Genomic DNA, 16,034 nt, shown 5'->3' on the forward strand with positions numbered 1-16,034 from the left:
CTTTTTTTGTGCGTGTGATCCTCAGGCAGGAAAGCGACGGATCCCGGAAGCGACCTTCCGGATCATGCGAATCCTGCGAAGCGAGCCACACCGGGGGTGCATGGTCCGGTACCGGACCTGGCTCGAGTCGGGTTAGGCGTGCCGTGCCGTTGCCGGTGGATGTACGTCGTTCCGGATGCGGGTCGGCCCCTGCAGCGCCGCTCTTCGGTTCCGGCCGCCGCAAGCGTAAAATCCCCGTTTTCCATCGCGGTTTTCCCATGACACCTCCCACCGAGAATCCGGCGCACCCCGGCGTGCGCCTGGAAGGCAGCACCGATGCCTTGCCTCTGTCCCCTGCGTTGGGGGTCAGCCTCGACGCCACCCGCATGCCGCGGCGCTCGACCCTGGTCGACCGCCGGGTGTTGCGCATCACCGCGGTGGCGGTCGTGCTCGGCGTAGCGGCCGCCTTCATCGCCCAGGTGCTGACCGGCCTGATCGGGCTGGTCACCAACCTGGCCTTCTATGGCCGCTGGTCGAGCGCTTTCTCTTCCCCGGCCGGCCATCATCTGGGCGCCTGGGTGATCGTGGTGCCGGTGGTCGGCGGCCTGATCGTCGGCGCGATGGCGCGCTGGGGGTCGCGGGCCATCCGCGGGCACGGCATTCCCGAGGCGATGGAGCAGGTGCTGCTCAACGAATCGAAGATCCCGCCGCGGATCACCTTCCTCAAGCCGGTATCCTCGGCGATCGCGATCGGCACCGGCGGCCCGTTCGGCGCGGAAGGCCCGATCATCGCCACCGGCGGCGCGCTGGGATCGTTCATCGGCCAGTTGCTGCGGGTGACCGGTGGCGAACGCAAGGTGCTGCTGGCTGCCGGCGCTGCAGCCGGCATGGCGGCGGTGTTCGCCTCGCCGGTGGCGGCGGTGGTGCTGGCGGTGGAGCTGTTGCTGTTCGAACTGCGTCCGCGCTCGCTGATCCCCGTGGCGTTGGCAACCGTGGCCGCCACTTCGGTGCGCTACGCCTTCCAGGGCACCTCGCCGGTGTTCGCGATGCCGAACCTGGCCGAGCCGGGTGCCGTGGCGCTGGCCTGCTACGTGGCCGTGGGCGCGTTGCTCGGCCTGGTCAGCGTGGGCGTCACGCGCATCGTCTACGGCATCGAGGACGCGTTCGAGCGGCTGCCGATCCACTGGATGTGGTGGCCCGCGCTCGGTGGCGTCGCGGTGGGCGTGGTCGGCTATTTCGCGCCGCTCACCCTGGGCGTGGGCTACACCAACATCGAGGGCATCGTCAGCGGCAGGTTCACCTTGCACACGCTGTTCTTCCTGTGCCTGATGAAGTTCATCTCCTGGTCGATCTCGCTGGGCAGCGGCACCTCCGGCGGAACGCTGGCGCCGCTGTTCACCATCGGCGGCGCGCTCGGCGCGCTGATCGGCCTGGGCCTGGCCGCACTGCTGCCGCACTTCGGCATCGACCCGCGCATCGCCGCGCTGGTGGGCATGGCGGCGATCTTCGCCGGCGCCTCGCGGGCGCTGCTCACGGCGGTGGTGTTCGCCTTCGAGACCACCGGCCAGCCGGCCGGCCTGCTGCCGCTGCTGGGCGGTTGCACCGCGGCCTACCTGATCTCGGCGCTGCTGATGCGCAACACCATCATGACCGAGAAGATCGCCCGTCGCGGCGTGCGCGTGCCGTCCGAATACGCGGCCGACTATCTCGACCAGGTGGCGGTGGGCGATGCCTGTTCCCGCCAGGTGGTGACCCTGCGCGCGAGCCAGACGCTGGGCGAAGTGCGCCACTGGCTGGGTGAGGGTTCGCCCGAGGCGCAGCACCAGGGTTATCCGGTGATCGACGAGCACAACCAGGTGCAGGGGGTGCTCACGCGGCGCAGCCTGCTCGACCCGCAGTGGTCCTACACGCTGACGCTGGGCGAGCTGGTCATCCGCCCCCCGATCATGGTCAAGGAGGACCACTCGTTGCGCGAGGCCGCCGACCACATGGTGGCCGAGCAGGTCGGCCGGCTGATCGTGGTGAGCAAGGACGCGCCGCACCGGCTGGTGGGCATCATCACCCGCGGCGACCTGCTGAGCGCGCACAAGCGCCGGCTGCAGGAGGCGCGCAACGCGAGCCGCCACCTGCGTTTCGGCAGGAAAGGCGTGCGTACCGCCTGAAGTGGCGCTCCCCGCGGGCGGGCTCGGGCCCGCCTGCGGGTTCCGGCGCTACATTTCGCGGTCGCCGATCAGCACCACGTCGGCCGGCCGGCGGGCGAATAGGCCGACCGTGACCACGCCCGGAATCTGGTTGAGTTCGGCCTCCAGCGCGACCGGATCAGTGATCTGCCAGCCGTGCACGTCGATCACCCAGTTGCCGTTGTCGGTCACCACGCCGTCGCGCCAGACCGGATGGCCGCCGCGCTTGACGATCTCGCGACCGACCAGGCTTCGCGCCATCGGGATCACCTCGATCGGCAGCGGGAAGCGACCGAGCAATTCCACCCGCTTGCTCGAATCGATGATGCAGACGAACTGCGCGCTCGCCTCGGCGATGATCTTCTCGCGCGTGAGCGCTGCTCCGCCGCCCTTGATCAGCCGCTTGTGCGGGTCGCACTCGTCCGCGCCATCGACGTAGAGCGACAGCGGTCCGGTCGCGTTGAGGTCGAGCACCGGGATGCCGTGCTTCTTGAGCTGCGCGGTGGATTGCTCCGAGCTCGACACCGCGCCGTGGACGCGCTGCTTGATCTGCGCCAGCGCATCGATGAAGTAGGCCACGGTCGATCCGGTGCCGACGCCGACGATGGCGCCGTCCTCGACGTAGCGGATGGCGGCTTCGCCGGCGAGGCGCTTTTCGTTGGTGCTCATGGAAGGGTTCCGCAAGGTGGGTAGTCGGTTCAGGCCGGGCTGCCGGGGCGGCCGGTTCACTCCAGCGCGAGGATGAAATCCCAGTCCCGCGTATCCACGGGCATCACCGAAAGCCGGTTGCCCTTGCGCACGAGCGCCATGTCGATGAGCGCGGGCTGGCTCTTCAGCTCGTCCAGCGTGATCACGCGCTTGAGCTTGCGCACGAACTTGACGTCCACCAGGAACCAGCGCGGGTTGTCGCGCGAGCTGGCGGGGTCGAAGTACTTGCTCTTGGGATCGAACTGGCTGGGGTCCGGATAGGCTTCGCTGGCCACCGCGGCAAGGCCGGCGATGCCCGGCTCGGCGCAGTTGGAGTGGTAGAAGAACACCTGGTCGCCCTTGCGCATGCCGTCGCGCATGAAGTTGCGCGCCTGGTAGTTGCGTACGCCGTCCCATGGTTCGCGCTTGCGCTGCTTCAGGTCGTCGATGGAGAAGGTGTCCGGCTCGGACTTCATCAGCCAGTGGGTATAGGGCCGCGCGTTCATCAGGGAGCCTCCGGGTGGCAGTCGATCAGCTCGCGGTCGGTGGCGACGAAGTCGAGCCGCACGTCCCAGGCCTCCGGCTTGATCGCGGGCAGCTCCTGGAAATCGTAGGCGATGCCGACCAGCAGCGGCTCGGTCGGACGCGCCTGTTCGGCGAGAAAGGCGAAACTGCGGTCGTACCAGCCGCCGCCGTAGCCGAGCCGATGGCCGTGGCGGTCGAAGCCCAGCAGCGGCACCAGCACCAGGTCGAGCTGGAACGGCGCGAACCACTCGCGCGGCGCGGCCGGTTCGGGAATGCCGAAGCGGTTGGGCTGCACCGCCTCGCCGGCGGCCCACGGCGCGAAGCGCAGCTGGCGGTCTTCGCCGAGCATCGGCAGCAGGAACCGCTGCCCGCGTGCGGCCAGGGGAGGAATCACGAGGTTGAGCGGCAGTTCGCCGTCGCAGGCCCAGTAGCCGGCCACGCGCGCGTCGGTGTGGTACTCGGGAAGCTGTTCGAGGCTGCGCCGCAGGCCTTGCGCCGCCGCGATGCGCTGGGCCGGCGTGAGCGCGCGCCGCTGGGCGGCCAGATGCTGGCGCAGTTCACGGCGTTGGGCGGTGACGTCCACGTTCGCGCATCTCCCGGACGGCTGGCGCGGCGGGGCCGCTCGCACCGCCGAGCCGGCGTTGGGATCAACGTCGGCCGGCGGCGGGGAATGGGGTGGCGTCAACCGCGATGCCGCTGCACACCAAACGACCTTGATCCCTTTGGATCAGGTGGGAGGGCACCATGGCCTTCGAGGCTTTCCGCTCGCGGCGGACATGCACAACAGCCATGTGAAACCGACCCGGGGTCGTATGTAGGAACAAGGCAAATGTAAGAGTGTGCTGGCGCACACCGCAGAAAACGCCGGGACCTATCTTACTTGCGCGTCCAGCACGGCATCAAGCTTTCGACGCAGCGCAGCGAGCCCATCAGCCACGCTGCGATCGGTGCCGTCGTGCTGCTTGCGCAGGGCGAGGAACTCATGGGTGACGCTGATCGCCGCCAGCACCGCCAGGCGGTCGAAGCCGGGCGTCCTGGCGTTGGCGCGTAGCTCGCGCATCTTGCGGTCGAGGAAGGTCGCCGCTTCCAGCAGGCCATCGCGCTCTTCGGGCGCACAGGCGATCAGGAACTCGCGGTCGAGCAGGCGCAGCGCGACGGGTTCGGCGGCGGGAGGGGGCGTGGAACTCATGTCAGCCGTTGTTCTCGAGGGCTTTCAAGCGTTGGATCATCGCCTCGACGCGGCTGCGGGCCTGGTCGTTGCGCGCCATCAGGCCCGCCCGTTCGCTGGCCAGTTGTTCCTGGCTGTGGCGCAGGCTGCGGTTTTCCTCCTGCAGCCGGCGGACCAGCTCCAGCAAGCGATCCAGCTGCTGGTTCAGGGTGGCCAATTCCTGCTGGGCGGGGTCGGGCGTGCTCATGGCGTGAAACTATAGCAAGGGACAGGTTCAGGGAAGCGGCGCGCTTCGCGACCGTCGTCGCAGGCCGGGCATGGTCCCGTGCCGTGGCGCGCCTGCATTAGACTTCGCGATCATCATCGCCGGACCCCATCCCATGACCGCACACGACCTGGTCGGCTACGACGAACTGGATGCCGCCATCGTGCGGTTGAAGCTCGGATCCGATGCCAGCGAGCTGCACGGTTCGCTGTGCGGCTTCCTGGCGGGCGGCGGCGCGCTGGGCCGGCAATCCCTGTTGGCGGCGCTCGAACTGGAGGGCGAGGGCACCACGCCGTCGACGCAGGACCGCGTGCTGCTCGATCGCCTGGCCAGCCAGACCCGTGGCGAGCTGGCCGATCCGGAACTGGGTTTCGAGCCCTTGCTGCCCGCCGACGACCGTCCGCTTTCCGAGCGCGCCGAGGCGCTGGTGGAATGGTGCCGCGGGTTCCTCGGCGGCTTCGGCCTGGCCGGCGCCGGCGCGCACGCGCAGTTGTCGGACGAGGCGCAGGAGATCCTGCGTGACCTCACCACCATCGCCGGCTCCGCCTTCGACTTCGGTGACGAGAGCGAGGACGAGGACGCGCTGATCGAGGTGCACGAATTCGTTCGCATGGGCGCCATGCTGCTGTTCACCGAATGCCAGGGCGCCCGGCGCCAGGCGGGCGATACGCTGCATTGAGCATCGCGACGGCCGAGTTCGCGCGCCGCCGGCGCCAGCTGATGCGCATGGCCGGCGCCGATGCGGCGCTGCTCGTCGCCGCCGCGCCCGAGCGCATGCGCAATGCCGATGCGGCCTGGCCGTACCGCCAGGATTCGGACTTCCATTACCTCACCGGCTTCCCCGAGCCCGAGGCCGTGCTCGCGTTGTTGCCAGGACGCGCGCACGGCGAGGTGGTGCTGTTCTGCCGCGAGCGCGACCCCTCGCACGAGCGCTGGCATGGCACGGTGGCCGGCACCGAGCGCGCGGTGAGCGTCCACGGTGTGGACGATGCTTTTCCCATCGAGGACATCGACGACATCCTGCCCGGCATGATCGAGGGCCGCGCGCGGGTGTATTGCCACTTCGGCCGCGAGCCGGACTTCGACGCGCGCCTGCTCGGCTGGATGCGCCGGCTGCGCCAGCTGCGCGGCGGCGGGGTGGTGCCCAAGGAGTTCGTGGCGCTGGGTCATCTGTTGCACGACCTCAGGCTCTACAAGTCGCGCGGCGAGCTCAAGCTGATGCGCGAAGCCGCCGCCATCGCCGGCGAGGCGCACCTGGCGGCGATGGCCGCCGCGAAACCGGGCCGGCTCGAGTACGAGGTGGAAGCCGAGCTGCTGCGGGTGATGCGCAGCCGCGGCGCGGTGGCGGCGTTCCCGCCCATCGTGGCCGGCGGCGCCAATGCCTGCACCATGCATTACCTGGCCAATCGTGCGCCGCTCAAGGACGGCGACCTGCTGCTGATCGACGCGGGCGCCGAGGTGGAGTGCTACGCCTCGGACATCACCCGCACCTTCCCGGTCAACGGTCGCTGGACGCGCGAGCAGCGCGCGCTGTACGAGGTGGTGCTGGCCGCGCAGCAGGCGGCGATCGACCAGGTACAGCCCGGCTGCCCCTTCGACGCTGCGCACCACGCGGCCGTGCGGGTGATCGCCGAGGGGCTGTGTGCACTGGGGCTGCTCAAGGGCAGCGCCGACGCGGCGATCGAAAGCGGTGCGTACAAGGCGTTCTTTCCCTCCAAGACCGGACACTGGCTCGGCCTGGACGTGCACGACGTGGGGGACTACCGGGTCGACGGCCAGGCGCGCCTGCTCGAGCCCGGCATGGTGGTGACGGTGGAGCCCGGCATCTACGTGCCGCCCGACCTGCGTGGCGTGGCCGAACGCTGGCGGGGGATCGGCATCCGCATCGAGGACGACGTGGCGGTGACCGCGGAAGGCAACGTGGTGCTGACCGCAGCGGTGCCCAAGGAGCCGGCGGAACTGGAGCGGGTGTTGGGCGCGAGATAGGCAATCGCTCCGGTTGCCCTCGTCCGCCTGACGGCGCCTTTCCCCGCGTGGTGGGGAAGGCTCGGCAGCAGGATGACGGCGCGGCACGATGTCGCGCTGTCGCAGCCGTCACGCCCGACGCGCCTATAGTCGCCGGCGCCCTTCCCAGCGGAGTGACGCATGACTGCGGAGTTCCTGTCCCGCCTGCAGTTCGCGTGGGTGATGTCCTTCCACATCCTGTTTCCCGCCTTCACCATCGGGACGGCGGCGTGGCTCGCCTTCATCGAGGGCGTGTGGCTGGTCAAGCGCACCGACCTGTGGCGCGACCTGTACTTCTTCTGGCTGAAGATCTTCGCGGTCGCCTTCGGCATGGGCGTGGTGTCGGGCATCGTGATGAGCTTCCAGTTCGGCACCAACTGGGCCGGCTTCTCGATCGTGGCCGGCAACGTGGTGGGGCCGCTGCTCAACTACGAGGTGCTGACCGCGTTCTTCCTGGAGGCCACCTTCCTGGGCGTGATGCTGTTCGGCTGGAAGAAGGTCAGCGACCGCATGCATTTCCTGGCCACCTGCATGGTCTCGCTGGGCACGCTCTTGTCCTCGTTCTGGATCATGTCGGCCAACAGCTGGATGCAGACGCCGGCCGGCTACGTCATCCGCGACGGCGTGTTCGAGCCGGCCGACTGGTGGCAGGTGATCTTCAATCCCTCATTCCTGGTGCGCCTGCCGCACATGGTGCTGGCGGCGTTCATTTCCACCGCGATGGTGATCGGCGGCGTATCGGCCGTCTATCTGCTGAAGGGCCGCTTCGTCGACCGCGCCGGGGCGACGCTCAAGCTGGCGCTCGCCTTCCTCGCCATCGTGATCCCGATCCAGATCGTGATCGGCGACATGGCGGGCCTGAAGGTGCGCCAGTACCAGCCGGCCAAGCTCGCCGCGATCGAGGCGCGCTGGACCACCGAACGCAGCGTGCCGCTGACCTTGTTCGCCTGGCCGGACGAGCGGGCGGAGGCCAACCGCTACGCGGTCGAGCTGCCGCACCTGGGCAGCCTGATCCTCACCCATTCCTGGGACGGCGAGGTCAGGGGCCTGAAGGATTTCCCGCGCGACGAGCGACCGCCGGTGGCGATCCCGTTCTACTCATTCCGCGTGATGGTGGGGCTGGGCCTACTGATGCTGGCGCTGGCGCTGGTCGGCCTCTGGCGCTGGAAGCGCGGCACGCTGTTCTCCGGCCGCGGCTATCTCACCGCCTGGGTGGTGATGATCCCCTCCGGCTTCATCGCCCTGCTGACCGGCTGGTGGGTGGCCGAGGTGGGACGCCAGCCATGGGTGGTGCAGGGGCTGATGCGCACCACTCAGGCGGCGAGCCCGTTGCCGGTGGGCAGCGTGCTCGCCTCGCTGATCACCTTCGTGGTGGTCTACATCGGCATCTTTGGTGCGGGCCTGTGGTACCTGTTCAAGCTGTTCCGCGACGGCCCCCTGCCGGCACCGCAGCGCGAAGCGCCGGCCACGCCGGTGCATGGCAGCCACCACCGCACGCCGGCGCGGCCGCTGTCGGCGCCCGACGACCCGATGGGAGACTGACATGGACTGGGCAACCGTGCTCCCCGTGGTCTGGTATTTCATCATCGGCTTCGCGGTGATGATGTACGTGCTGCTGGACGGCTTCGTGCTGGGTCTGGGGATCCTGCTGCCGTTCGCCGATGACGAGCACCAGCGCGACCACATGATGAACACCGCCGCGCCGATCTGGGACGGCAACGAGACCTGGCTGGTGCTCGGCGGCGCCGGGCTGATGGCGACCTTCCCTAAGGCCTATGCCGTGGTGCTGTCGGCGCTGTACCTGCCGATCCTGGTGATGCTGATCGCGCTGATCTTCCGCGGCGTGGCGTTCGAGTTCCGCTTCAAGGCGCACACCTCGCGCTGGCTGTGGGGTGTGGCCTTCAGTGTGGGCTCGCTGCTCACCGCCTTCGCGCAGGGCCTGATCCTGGGCGCGCTGGTCGAGGGCATGCCGCTGACCGGCGGCAAGTACGTGCACGGCGCGTTCGGCTGGTTCAGCCCGTTCGCGGTGATGACCGGCGTCGCGGTGGTATTCGGCTATGCGCTGCTGGGCGCGGCCTGGCTGGTCTTGAAGACCCAGGGGCGGCTGCAGCGCATCGCCTTCGATCTCACCCGCCCGCTGATGCTGGCGGTGATCGCCTTCATGCTGATGGTCAGCGCATGGCTGCCGTTCCTGGATTCGAAGCTGATGGAGCGCTGGTTCACCGGCGCCCATCTGCTCTACCTCTCGCCGGTGCCGATCCTGACCGTGCTCAATGCGGCGCTGCTGTGGCGCGCGGTGCTGAAGAACCGCGAGGTGCAGCCGTTCGTGCTCGCGCTGTGCTTCTTCGCGCTGGGCTTCATCGGCCTGGTGGTGGGCATGTGGCCGAACATCGTGCCGCCCGACATGACCATCTGGGAGGCCGCCTCGCCGCCTTCCTCACAAGGCTTCGTGCTGGTCGGTGCGGCCGTGCTGATCCCCGCCGTGCTGGCCTATACGGTCTATTCGTACCGCGTGTTCCGCGGCAAGGTGCTGGCCGGCGAGGGCTATCACTAGTTTGTCTCCCGCTCCCCCGGGGCAGCCGGGGGAGGGAGTGGAGGCTCAGGCCAGTTGCGCGAAGGCGTCGCGGGTAAGGTTCTCCGGCGCGCCGTCGGTACACGCCACGTCGTCCTCGATGCGGATGCCGCCGTAGGGGCGGAAGGCATCGACGCGCGCCCAGTCGACGTCCTTCGCCGCCGGGTTGGCCCGAAGCTCGTCCAGCAGCATGTCGATGAAGTACAGGCCCGGCTCGATGGTGACCACCATCCCCGGCTCCAGCACGCGCGTCATGCGCAGGTAGGGGTGGCCTTCGGGGCGGGCGATGGTGCCGCCTCGCTCGCTCTGCTGGAAGCCGGCCACGTCGTGCACCTGCGCGCCGATAGGGTGGCCCAGGCCGTGCGGGAAGAACGCGGAGGTCACGCCGCTGGCGACGGCATCCTCGGCGTTCATGCGGATGAAGCCGTGTTCGCGCAGCACGTCGGCGAGCACGTGGTGGGCGTGGATGTGCAGCTGCGGGTAGCTCTGCCCGGCGCGCACCTGGTCGGCGAAGCCGCGCTGGGCCGCATCGACGCTGTCGATCAGCGCCTGGAACTCGCTCTCGTCGGCGCCGGCGTAGGTGCGCGTGATGTCGCTGGCGTAGCCGGCACAGCTGGCGCCCGCGTCGATCAGGAGTGACCGATGCGCCGGCGGCGGCTGGCGGTCGAAGTTCGTGTAGTGCAGCACCGCGCCGTGCTCGTTGAGGCCCACGATGCTGGCGTAGGGGAGCTCCGCGTCGATCTGCCGCGCGGCGGCGAGATAGGCCAGGTGGATGCCGAACTCGCTGTGGCCGCCGCGGAAGGCCCGCTCGGCGGCGCGGTGCGCGCGTGCGCCGATGCGGCTGGCCTCGCGCATCAGCGCCAGTTCGTAGGGCGTCTTGTAGGAGCGGTGCCAGTGCAGATAGTCCAGCACCGGCTGCGGGTTGTTCGCCTCGACGCCCTCGATGGAAGGGCAGGCCGGGCCGATCACCGCATTGCGGCCGCTCTTGGGCAGCGCCGCGACCGCCTCGGCGGCGCTGCGCACGACCCGGATGTCGAACTGGTCGACCCAGTAGCCGCTGGGCGCGGCCGGCACCACGTGCCAGTAGTCGCGTGGCTGCACGAACAGCAGGGTGGGCTTCGCGCCCGGCGCGTAGACGATCCAGCTGCCAGGCGCGTCGGTCAGCGGCAGCCAATGGCGGAAGTGCGGGTTGGCGACGAAGGGGAAGTCCTGGTCGTCGAGGAACTTGTTGAGCGGTGCGCCTGCGGCGATCAGCAGCCGGTCGAAGCCACCCAGGGCGAGCGCCTCGTCGGTGCGCTTGCGCACGGTAGCCAGGTGTCGGGCGTAGAGCGGGGCGAGCTGGGCGGTCATGCGGCTTCCTTCATCGGGCGGCAGGCGCGGGCGCTGCCGGTGGGGAGTCCGTCATGATCGCGCGGCGGCGGGCGCAGGGCTACCCGCGTGGGCCGCTTCAGCCGTGCGTGTCCAGCCAGCGCTGCAACTGGGCCGTTTCCTCTTCGCCGATGGCGATGATGCGGTAGCCGGCCCAGACCTGGCCGGGTGTGGCGGCCTCCTCGTGCCACTGCTCCTGTACGCCCACTTCGATCATCGGCGGCGTCGCGCCCAGGCCGGGCAGCGGCAGGCGCAGCTGGTAGATCGCCTCGCTGCGCGGTGCCTCATGGCCGATCAGCAGCATGCCGCCGGCCGACAGGTTGCCCAGCTGGCCCATGCGCCGGCCGCTGATCGCATCGATCACTTCGGCGGCGATGTTGACCGGCTTGCGCTGGGCGCGGCGGCTTTCCTGCGGGTCGGGCATCACGAACGGGCTCCGGGTATCGGGCCGGGCTGGCGCAGGCTGTCGGCCAGCATGCGCCAGGCGCGGTCCAGGTCGCTCTCGTTAACGGCCGGGATCTCGCGGACTTTACCGGTGGTTATCGCCTGGGCCAGTTCGGACAGGCTGATCTCCTCGGCGCGCTGGCCCTGGCGGGTGACCAGCAGTCCGCGCGCCGCGCGGGTGGAATACCAGGCCAGCTTGCGGCGCACCCGCCGCCCGTCGGGCTCGGTGAACTCGAACCACGCGCCGGCGTGCTGGCCCAGGCGCTGGTGCAGGCGCAAGGCTTCCGCCGAGAGTACGGCCGGCGCGGTTCCGATGGGCGCGTCGGGCGCGCCGCGCTGCCTGAGGCGCATGGCCACGCCTGTGGCGTCCGGCGCATCGGCATCGTGCAGCACCGCGCCCGCACCGATCAGCCGCTGGGCGACGTGAGTGGCCTCTTCGCCGCGCATGCCGATCTGCTGCAGCCCGGCCTCGACCTCCGCCTGCAGGGTGCCCAGGTTGCCGGGCGGCAGGCGGCCGAGCAGTTGGTCGGTGATCACCAGGCGGCGCGCGAAGGTTTCGCTCTGTTCGCCATGGCGCAACAGGGTAAGCGCAAGCACGTCGGACCAGGCGTGTTCGAGCAGGGCGCGCAGGGCGGCGCCGGGCGGTGCCTTGGCGATCAGCCCGGCGAGCAGTTCGCCGGCCCGCTGGCGCGCCTGTTCCAGACGTTCGCGGCCCTGCATCGCCTCGACCTGACGGCGCTCGGCCGCCTGTGCCTTGCGCTGCCATTGCGCGAGCAGGCGTTCCAGCTCGGTGCCGAGTTCCGCGTACAGCGTTGGCGCGGGCGGCTCGCGCTCGAGGCGCTCGAGCAGGGGTTCGAGCGCGGCCAGCAGGCCGACGTCGTCCTCGTCCAGCCAGTCGCGGGCGGCGGCGAGCAACTGGTCGAGCAGCAGGCGCGCGGGGTGTTCGCGGCGGTCGAAGAAGCCGCCATCGGCAATCGCAGCGCGCAGGAGCGGCAGTTGCGCGCGGTCGAGCAACGCATGCGCCGCCGGCGGCAGCGGCCGGCGCAGGATGTCGAACAGGCGTACGACCAGCACCAGTGCGTCGTCGGCCTGCGGTCCGGGCAGGATCGGCACGGCTTCGATGGGCTGCCCGGCGTTGAGCTGGTCCACCAGCCTTTCGTGCAGGCGCTGGGCATGCCGAAGCAAGCCCGGATCCGCGTGGCGGGAGGCTTGCAGGGCAGCCAGCGCGGCCTGCAGTTCCTCCGCGCCGGCGAAGCGGGCATGCGCGTCCACCGGGCGCGGCCCGCGCTGGCGCGACAGCAGTTCGCGCAGGTCGCTGCCGGATGGCGCCGCCGGTGCGGCCTCGGGAGCCGGCGCTGCCGGCAGCGGGCGCTGGCGGCGCGGTTGCCGTGGCGTACGCGGCAGCGGGAAGGGCCGCAGCCGCGGCAGGATGCCGGCAGCCGCGAGGTGGCCGTTGATCACCTCGTGCAGTGGCGTCAGGCCCTGGATCAGCTTGCCTTCCACCGCCTGCAGCAACAGCAGGTGGTGCTCGGCCGGCAGCCCCAGCGCCGCGCTGGAATCGCGGAAGGCCTTGACCATTGCCTGCGGCCCCAGCGGCATCGCCTCGCCCTCCAGCGGCGGGATGCCGACGAGCACCGCCAGCCGGTAGCCCAGCTCCACCAGCAGCGGGCCGCCGCGGGCGGCGCTGCGGGCGACCAACTGGTCCAGTGCGGCGGTCAGCTCGTGCTCGAGCGGATCGAGCAGGCTCAGGGTCAGGCCCGCGGCGGGCGCCTTGGCGGCTGCCGGTGCGCCCATCCGCACCAGGCCCTGGTCGATGCAGTCGATGAAGCGTTCTTCGAACGCCTGGCGATCCTGCACCAGGCGCTGCCGGGTGGCCTGATAGCGTTGCTGGTCCAGATGGCTGCGGGCGTGGGCCGATCGCTCGTGCAGCGCGCGATCGAAATCGGCCAGGCACTGCCGCAACGGGCCGGGCAACCACTCGCGGCAGAGCTGGCGGGTTTCGTCGATCAGCCGGCGAGTCTTAGCCGGCCAGTGCGCTGGCGCGGCGTCCGTGATCGAGCGATGCCGCCCCGGTTGTTCGACATCCATGGGAAGCCTTGCCAATCCGCGATGCCGGGAAGTCTATGCCGATGACGCAGGCGCGTCACCGTGGACGGTTCAGGCGCGCTGCAGCCACTGCACGAGGGTGAGCGCATCCTGCGGCGCGATCGCGATGATGCGGTAGCCGACCCAGACCTGGTCGGCGTTGGCCGCCTGGTGCCACTGTTCCTGCAGGCCCAGCTCGATGGCGGTGGTGCCCTGGGGGCCGCCGGCCAGCGGCAGGCGGACCTGGAATACCGCTTCGCTGCGCGGGCGGTCCGGACCGACCAGCAGGACGCCGCTGGCCGAGACATTGCAGAGGTGGCCCAGCGGCCGCGCGCTGATCGCGTCGGTGACCAGCGGCGAGACGGCCGCGCGCTTGCGTGGCGCGCGGCGTTGTTCCAGCGAGATGACCTGGGCGGTCATGCGCGCGCTGGCGGACGCAGCAGGCTGCCGGTCAGGGCACGCCAGGCACGGTCGAACAAGCCCTCCTTCGCCTCCGCCCGCTCGCGCACATGGCCGGCGGCGATCGCCGCCGCCAGCTCGCGCAGATTCATCTCCGCCACGCGCTGGCCGCGCCGGTTGACGAACAGGGTGTTGCCGGTCAGCGGCGAGAACCAGGCGAGCTTGCGCCGCGAGGCGGAGCCGGTTTGCGGGTCGACGAATTCGAACCAGCTGCCGAAAGGCAGTTGCCGCAGGCGGTTGTGGATGCGCGCCTCCTGCGGACCGAGCGGCGGTTCGGGCGCTGGCGCGGCGGCGGCCGGCTGCGGTTCCTGTCCGCGCTGCTCGCCCAGCCGCTGGCGCTGCTTCAGGCGCAGGGCCAGGTCGGTGGCGCTGGGTGGTTCGGCGGCCAGCGCGTAGGCGGCCAGCGCGGGCATGTCCGCACTGGCGCCGGCGGGCGCGGCTGGCGGGGCGGGCTCGGGCATTCGCGCCGCACCGGGCTCGCCGCCGATCAGCCGCTGCGCCACCTGCTCGGCCTCCTCGGCCTGCATGCCGATCTGCTGCAGGTGGTCTTCCACAGCCAGGCGCAGGCCAGGCGGATCGTCCACCGGCAGGCGGCCGAGCAGCTGGTCGGTCAGGCGCAGCCGTTCGGCGAACGCCTCGCTGTCCTCGCCGTGGCGCAACAGCGCCAGCGCCAGCACGTCCGACCAGGCGCGGTCGAGCAGGGCGCGCAGCAGGCCGCGCGGCGTGGCTTCGGCAAAGCGCGCCGCCAGCACTTCGGTGGCCCGTTGGCGCGCCTGGTGCAGGCGTTCGCGGCCCTGCATCGCTTCCACCTGGCGCCGCTCCGTGACCTGCGCCTTGCGGCTGAGCTGGGCCAGGTGGTGGCGAATGTCCGCCAGCAGGCTGGTGTACAGCCCGGCGCTGGGCGGCTCGCGCTGCGCACGGGCCACCAGGCGATTCAGTTGCGTGGCCAGGTCCGGGTCGATGTCGGCGCCGTCGCCCCAGTCGTTGCTGGCCTCGGCCAGCGTGCCCAGCAGGTGGCGCGCGGGATGCTCGGCCTGCTCGAAGAAGGAGCGGTCAGCCATCGCCATGCGCAGGATCGGCACCTGCAGTTCGCCGAACACGGCGCCGGCGCCCGGCCCGTGCTGGAGCTGCTGGCCGAGCTGCTCGAACAGGCGGGCGACCAGTTCCACTGTGTCCTCCTGCTCCGAGGTGAGTGCGGTGCGCGGGGCGCCCGCGGGCTTGCCGGCGTTCAGCTGGGTCAGCAGTTCTTCGCGCAGACGCTGTGCGCTGCGCAACTCGCGGGTGGCGCGGCCGGTGACCTGGACCAAGTGCCGTTGCAGCGCGCCCAGGGCGATCTCCAGTTCGGCGGGCGTGGCGGCCGGGCCGCTGGCGGCGTGCATCTCGCCCGGGCGCTGGCGTGCCAGCAGATCGCGCAGTGTCTCCAGCACCGCGATCGGCTCGTGGCTGGTGGCGGCGGGCGATGCGGCAGCCGTTTCGGCGGCCGGAGCAGGGGCCTTGATCGAGGGAGGCGCGGGTGGCGCGTGGGCTGGCCGCGCACCGGCGAAGGCGCGCAGGTGGGGCAGGATGCCGCCGGCCAGCAGGTGGGCATTGACCGCCTCGTACAGCGGGGCCAGTACGGGCGTCAGCTTGCGCTCGAGCGCCTGCACCAGCAGCAGCTGGTGCTCGGATGGCATCTCCAGCGAGGGCAGTGCGCGGCGCACGGCGGCGGCCAGGTTCTGCGGCGATGCCGGCAAGGCGTCGCCCTCCAGCGGCGGCGCGCCGACGAGCACGGCCATGCGGTAGGAAAGTTCGGCCAGCACCGGGCCGGTGTGCGCTTCACCGCGGGAGGTCAGCTGCTCCAGCGCTGCGTTGAGTTCGTGCTCCTCGCGGCCCAGCAGGCTCAGCGACGGGGCGGCTGCGAAGGGATCTGCCGCTTCATGCTCGTCGCCCAGCCGCGCGAAGCTCTCGGCGAGGTGGTCGGAGACCTTCCGCAGGAAGTTTGCCCGCTGCAGCCGGGCCATCGCGCGGCTGTCGAAGCAGCGCTGCTGGTCGAGGTGGCTGCGGGAGCGCTCGGCCTGCTGGTAGAGGGCCTGGTCCAGTGCGTCCAGTGCGTCCAGCACCGCCGGCTCGAGGCGTTTGCTGCACAGCCCGCGCAGATCGGCCACCAGGCGCTGGACACGCATGGGCAGGGAGTGCAAGGTGGCCCGGTCGTCCGATCCGGGGCTGGGCGCCTGGTACTGCCTTTGCTCGACATCCATGACGCAGTTCTCGGATTTTTGACGATCGGTAGTGTAGGCGGCCATGGACCTGTCCGCCATA

15 protein-coding genes and 1 other RNA gene are annotated in these 16,034 nt (G+C 70.5%); 5 read left to right on the forward strand and 11 right to left on the reverse strand.

The annotated features are described in order from the left end of the window. The first annotated feature begins 257 nt into the window (after positions 1-257). On the forward strand, positions 258-2,141 hold the full coding sequence (locus tag VGU03_RS15225) for a chloride channel protein (RefSeq protein ID WP_327481967.1): 1,884 nt from the start codon (positions 258-260) through the stop codon (positions 2,139-2,141). Between the two features lie 48 nt (positions 2,142-2,189). On the opposite strand, the gene rpiA is transcribed toward VGU03_RS15225, so the two are convergent. The 6 genes from rpiA to VGU03_RS15255 all read right to left on the reverse strand — a co-directional run bounded on the left by rpiA (position 2,190) and on the right by VGU03_RS15255 (position 4,786). Beyond that, positions 2,190-2,828 (reverse strand): ribose-5-phosphate isomerase RpiA, encoded by a 639-nt coding sequence (gene rpiA, locus VGU03_RS15230; RefSeq protein ID WP_327481969.1) that lies wholly within the window; start codon positions 2,826-2,828, stop codon positions 2,190-2,192. 56 nt (positions 2,829-2,884) lie between these two features. After that, entirely contained in the window at positions 2,885-3,352 is a 468-nt protein-coding gene (locus VGU03_RS15235; protein WP_327481971.1) for an EVE domain-containing protein, read from the reverse strand. Next, positions 3,352-3,954 (reverse strand): 5-formyltetrahydrofolate cyclo-ligase, encoded by a 603-nt coding sequence (locus tag VGU03_RS15240; protein WP_327481973.1) that lies wholly within the window; start codon positions 3,952-3,954, stop codon positions 3,352-3,354. The genes VGU03_RS15235 and VGU03_RS15240 overlap by 1 nt, the downstream gene beginning before the upstream one ends. Positions 3,955-4,049: 95 nt before the next feature. Continuing rightward, positions 4,050-4,235: non-coding RNA, 6S RNA (ssrS, locus tag VGU03_RS15245), on the reverse strand. A 7-nt stretch (positions 4,236-4,242) separates the two neighbouring features. Continuing rightward, entirely contained in the window at positions 4,243-4,560 is a 318-nt protein-coding gene (locus tag VGU03_RS15250) for a cell division protein ZapA (protein ID WP_327481975.1), read from the reverse strand. 1 nt (position 4,561) lies between these two features. Further along, positions 4,562-4,786, reverse strand: a complete 225-nt coding sequence (locus VGU03_RS15255) for a TIGR02449 family protein (RefSeq protein ID WP_327472742.1) — start codon at positions 4,784-4,786, stop codon at positions 4,562-4,564. Between the two features lie 133 nt (positions 4,787-4,919). On the opposite strand from VGU03_RS15255, the gene VGU03_RS15260 reads away from it, so the two are divergent. The 4 genes from VGU03_RS15260 to cydB all read left to right on the forward strand — a co-directional run bounded on the left by VGU03_RS15260 (position 4,920) and on the right by cydB (position 9,362). Continuing rightward, positions 4,920-5,483 (forward strand): UPF0149 family protein, encoded by a 564-nt coding sequence (locus VGU03_RS15260; protein ID WP_327481977.1) that lies wholly within the window; start codon positions 4,920-4,922, stop codon positions 5,481-5,483. Beyond that, the gene (locus VGU03_RS15265; RefSeq protein ID WP_327481979.1) at positions 5,441-6,790 is read left to right on the forward strand and encodes an aminopeptidase P N-terminal domain-containing protein; all 1,350 of its coding nucleotides are present in this window, start codon (positions 5,441-5,443) and stop codon (positions 6,788-6,790) included. The genes VGU03_RS15260 and VGU03_RS15265 overlap by 43 nt, the downstream gene beginning before the upstream one ends. Before the next feature lie 159 nt (positions 6,791-6,949). Next, the gene (locus VGU03_RS15270) at positions 6,950-8,350 is read left to right on the forward strand and encodes a cytochrome ubiquinol oxidase subunit I (protein WP_327481981.1); all 1,401 of its coding nucleotides are present in this window, start codon (positions 6,950-6,952) and stop codon (positions 8,348-8,350) included. Between the two features lies 1 nt (position 8,351). Further along, positions 8,352-9,362: a cytochrome d ubiquinol oxidase subunit II gene (cydB, locus tag VGU03_RS15275; RefSeq protein ID WP_327481983.1), complete on the forward strand. Its 1,011-nt coding sequence runs from the start codon at positions 8,352-8,354 to the stop codon at positions 9,360-9,362. A 45-nt stretch (positions 9,363-9,407) separates the two neighbouring features. Here the strand turns inward: cydB and pepQ are convergent, their stop codons facing one another. The 5 genes from pepQ to VGU03_RS15300 form a co-directional block, all read right to left on the reverse strand. Then, a complete protein-coding gene (pepQ, locus tag VGU03_RS15280; RefSeq protein ID WP_327481984.1) occupies positions 9,408-10,730 on the reverse strand; it encodes a Xaa-Pro dipeptidase in 1,323 nt (440 codons plus the stop codon). Between the two features lie 97 nt (positions 10,731-10,827). After that, positions 10,828-11,172: a PilZ domain-containing protein gene (locus tag VGU03_RS15285; RefSeq protein WP_327481986.1), complete on the reverse strand. Its 345-nt coding sequence runs from the start codon at positions 11,170-11,172 to the stop codon at positions 10,828-10,830. Continuing rightward, positions 11,172-13,280: a DUF1631 family protein gene (locus VGU03_RS15290; RefSeq protein WP_327481988.1), complete on the reverse strand. Its 2,109-nt coding sequence runs from the start codon at positions 13,278-13,280 to the stop codon at positions 11,172-11,174. The genes VGU03_RS15285 and VGU03_RS15290 overlap by 1 nt, the downstream gene beginning before the upstream one ends. A 69-nt stretch (positions 13,281-13,349) precedes the next feature. Continuing rightward, a complete protein-coding gene (locus tag VGU03_RS15295; RefSeq protein ID WP_327481990.1) occupies positions 13,350-13,697 on the reverse strand; it encodes a PilZ domain-containing protein in 348 nt (115 codons plus the stop codon). Beyond that, positions 13,694-16,018, reverse strand: coding sequence for a DUF1631 family protein (locus VGU03_RS15300; protein WP_327481992.1), 2,325 nt, complete (start codon positions 16,016-16,018; stop codon positions 13,694-13,696). Before VGU03_RS15300 ends, VGU03_RS15295 begins: the two co-directional genes overlap by 4 nt. Between the last annotated feature and the right edge of the window lie 16 nt (positions 16,019-16,034).

Origin of the sequence: Frateuria sp. (assembly GCF_035944355.1) — a bacterium.
Taxonomy (GTDB): domain Bacteria; phylum Pseudomonadota; class Gammaproteobacteria; order Xanthomonadales; family Rhodanobacteraceae; genus Frateuria_A.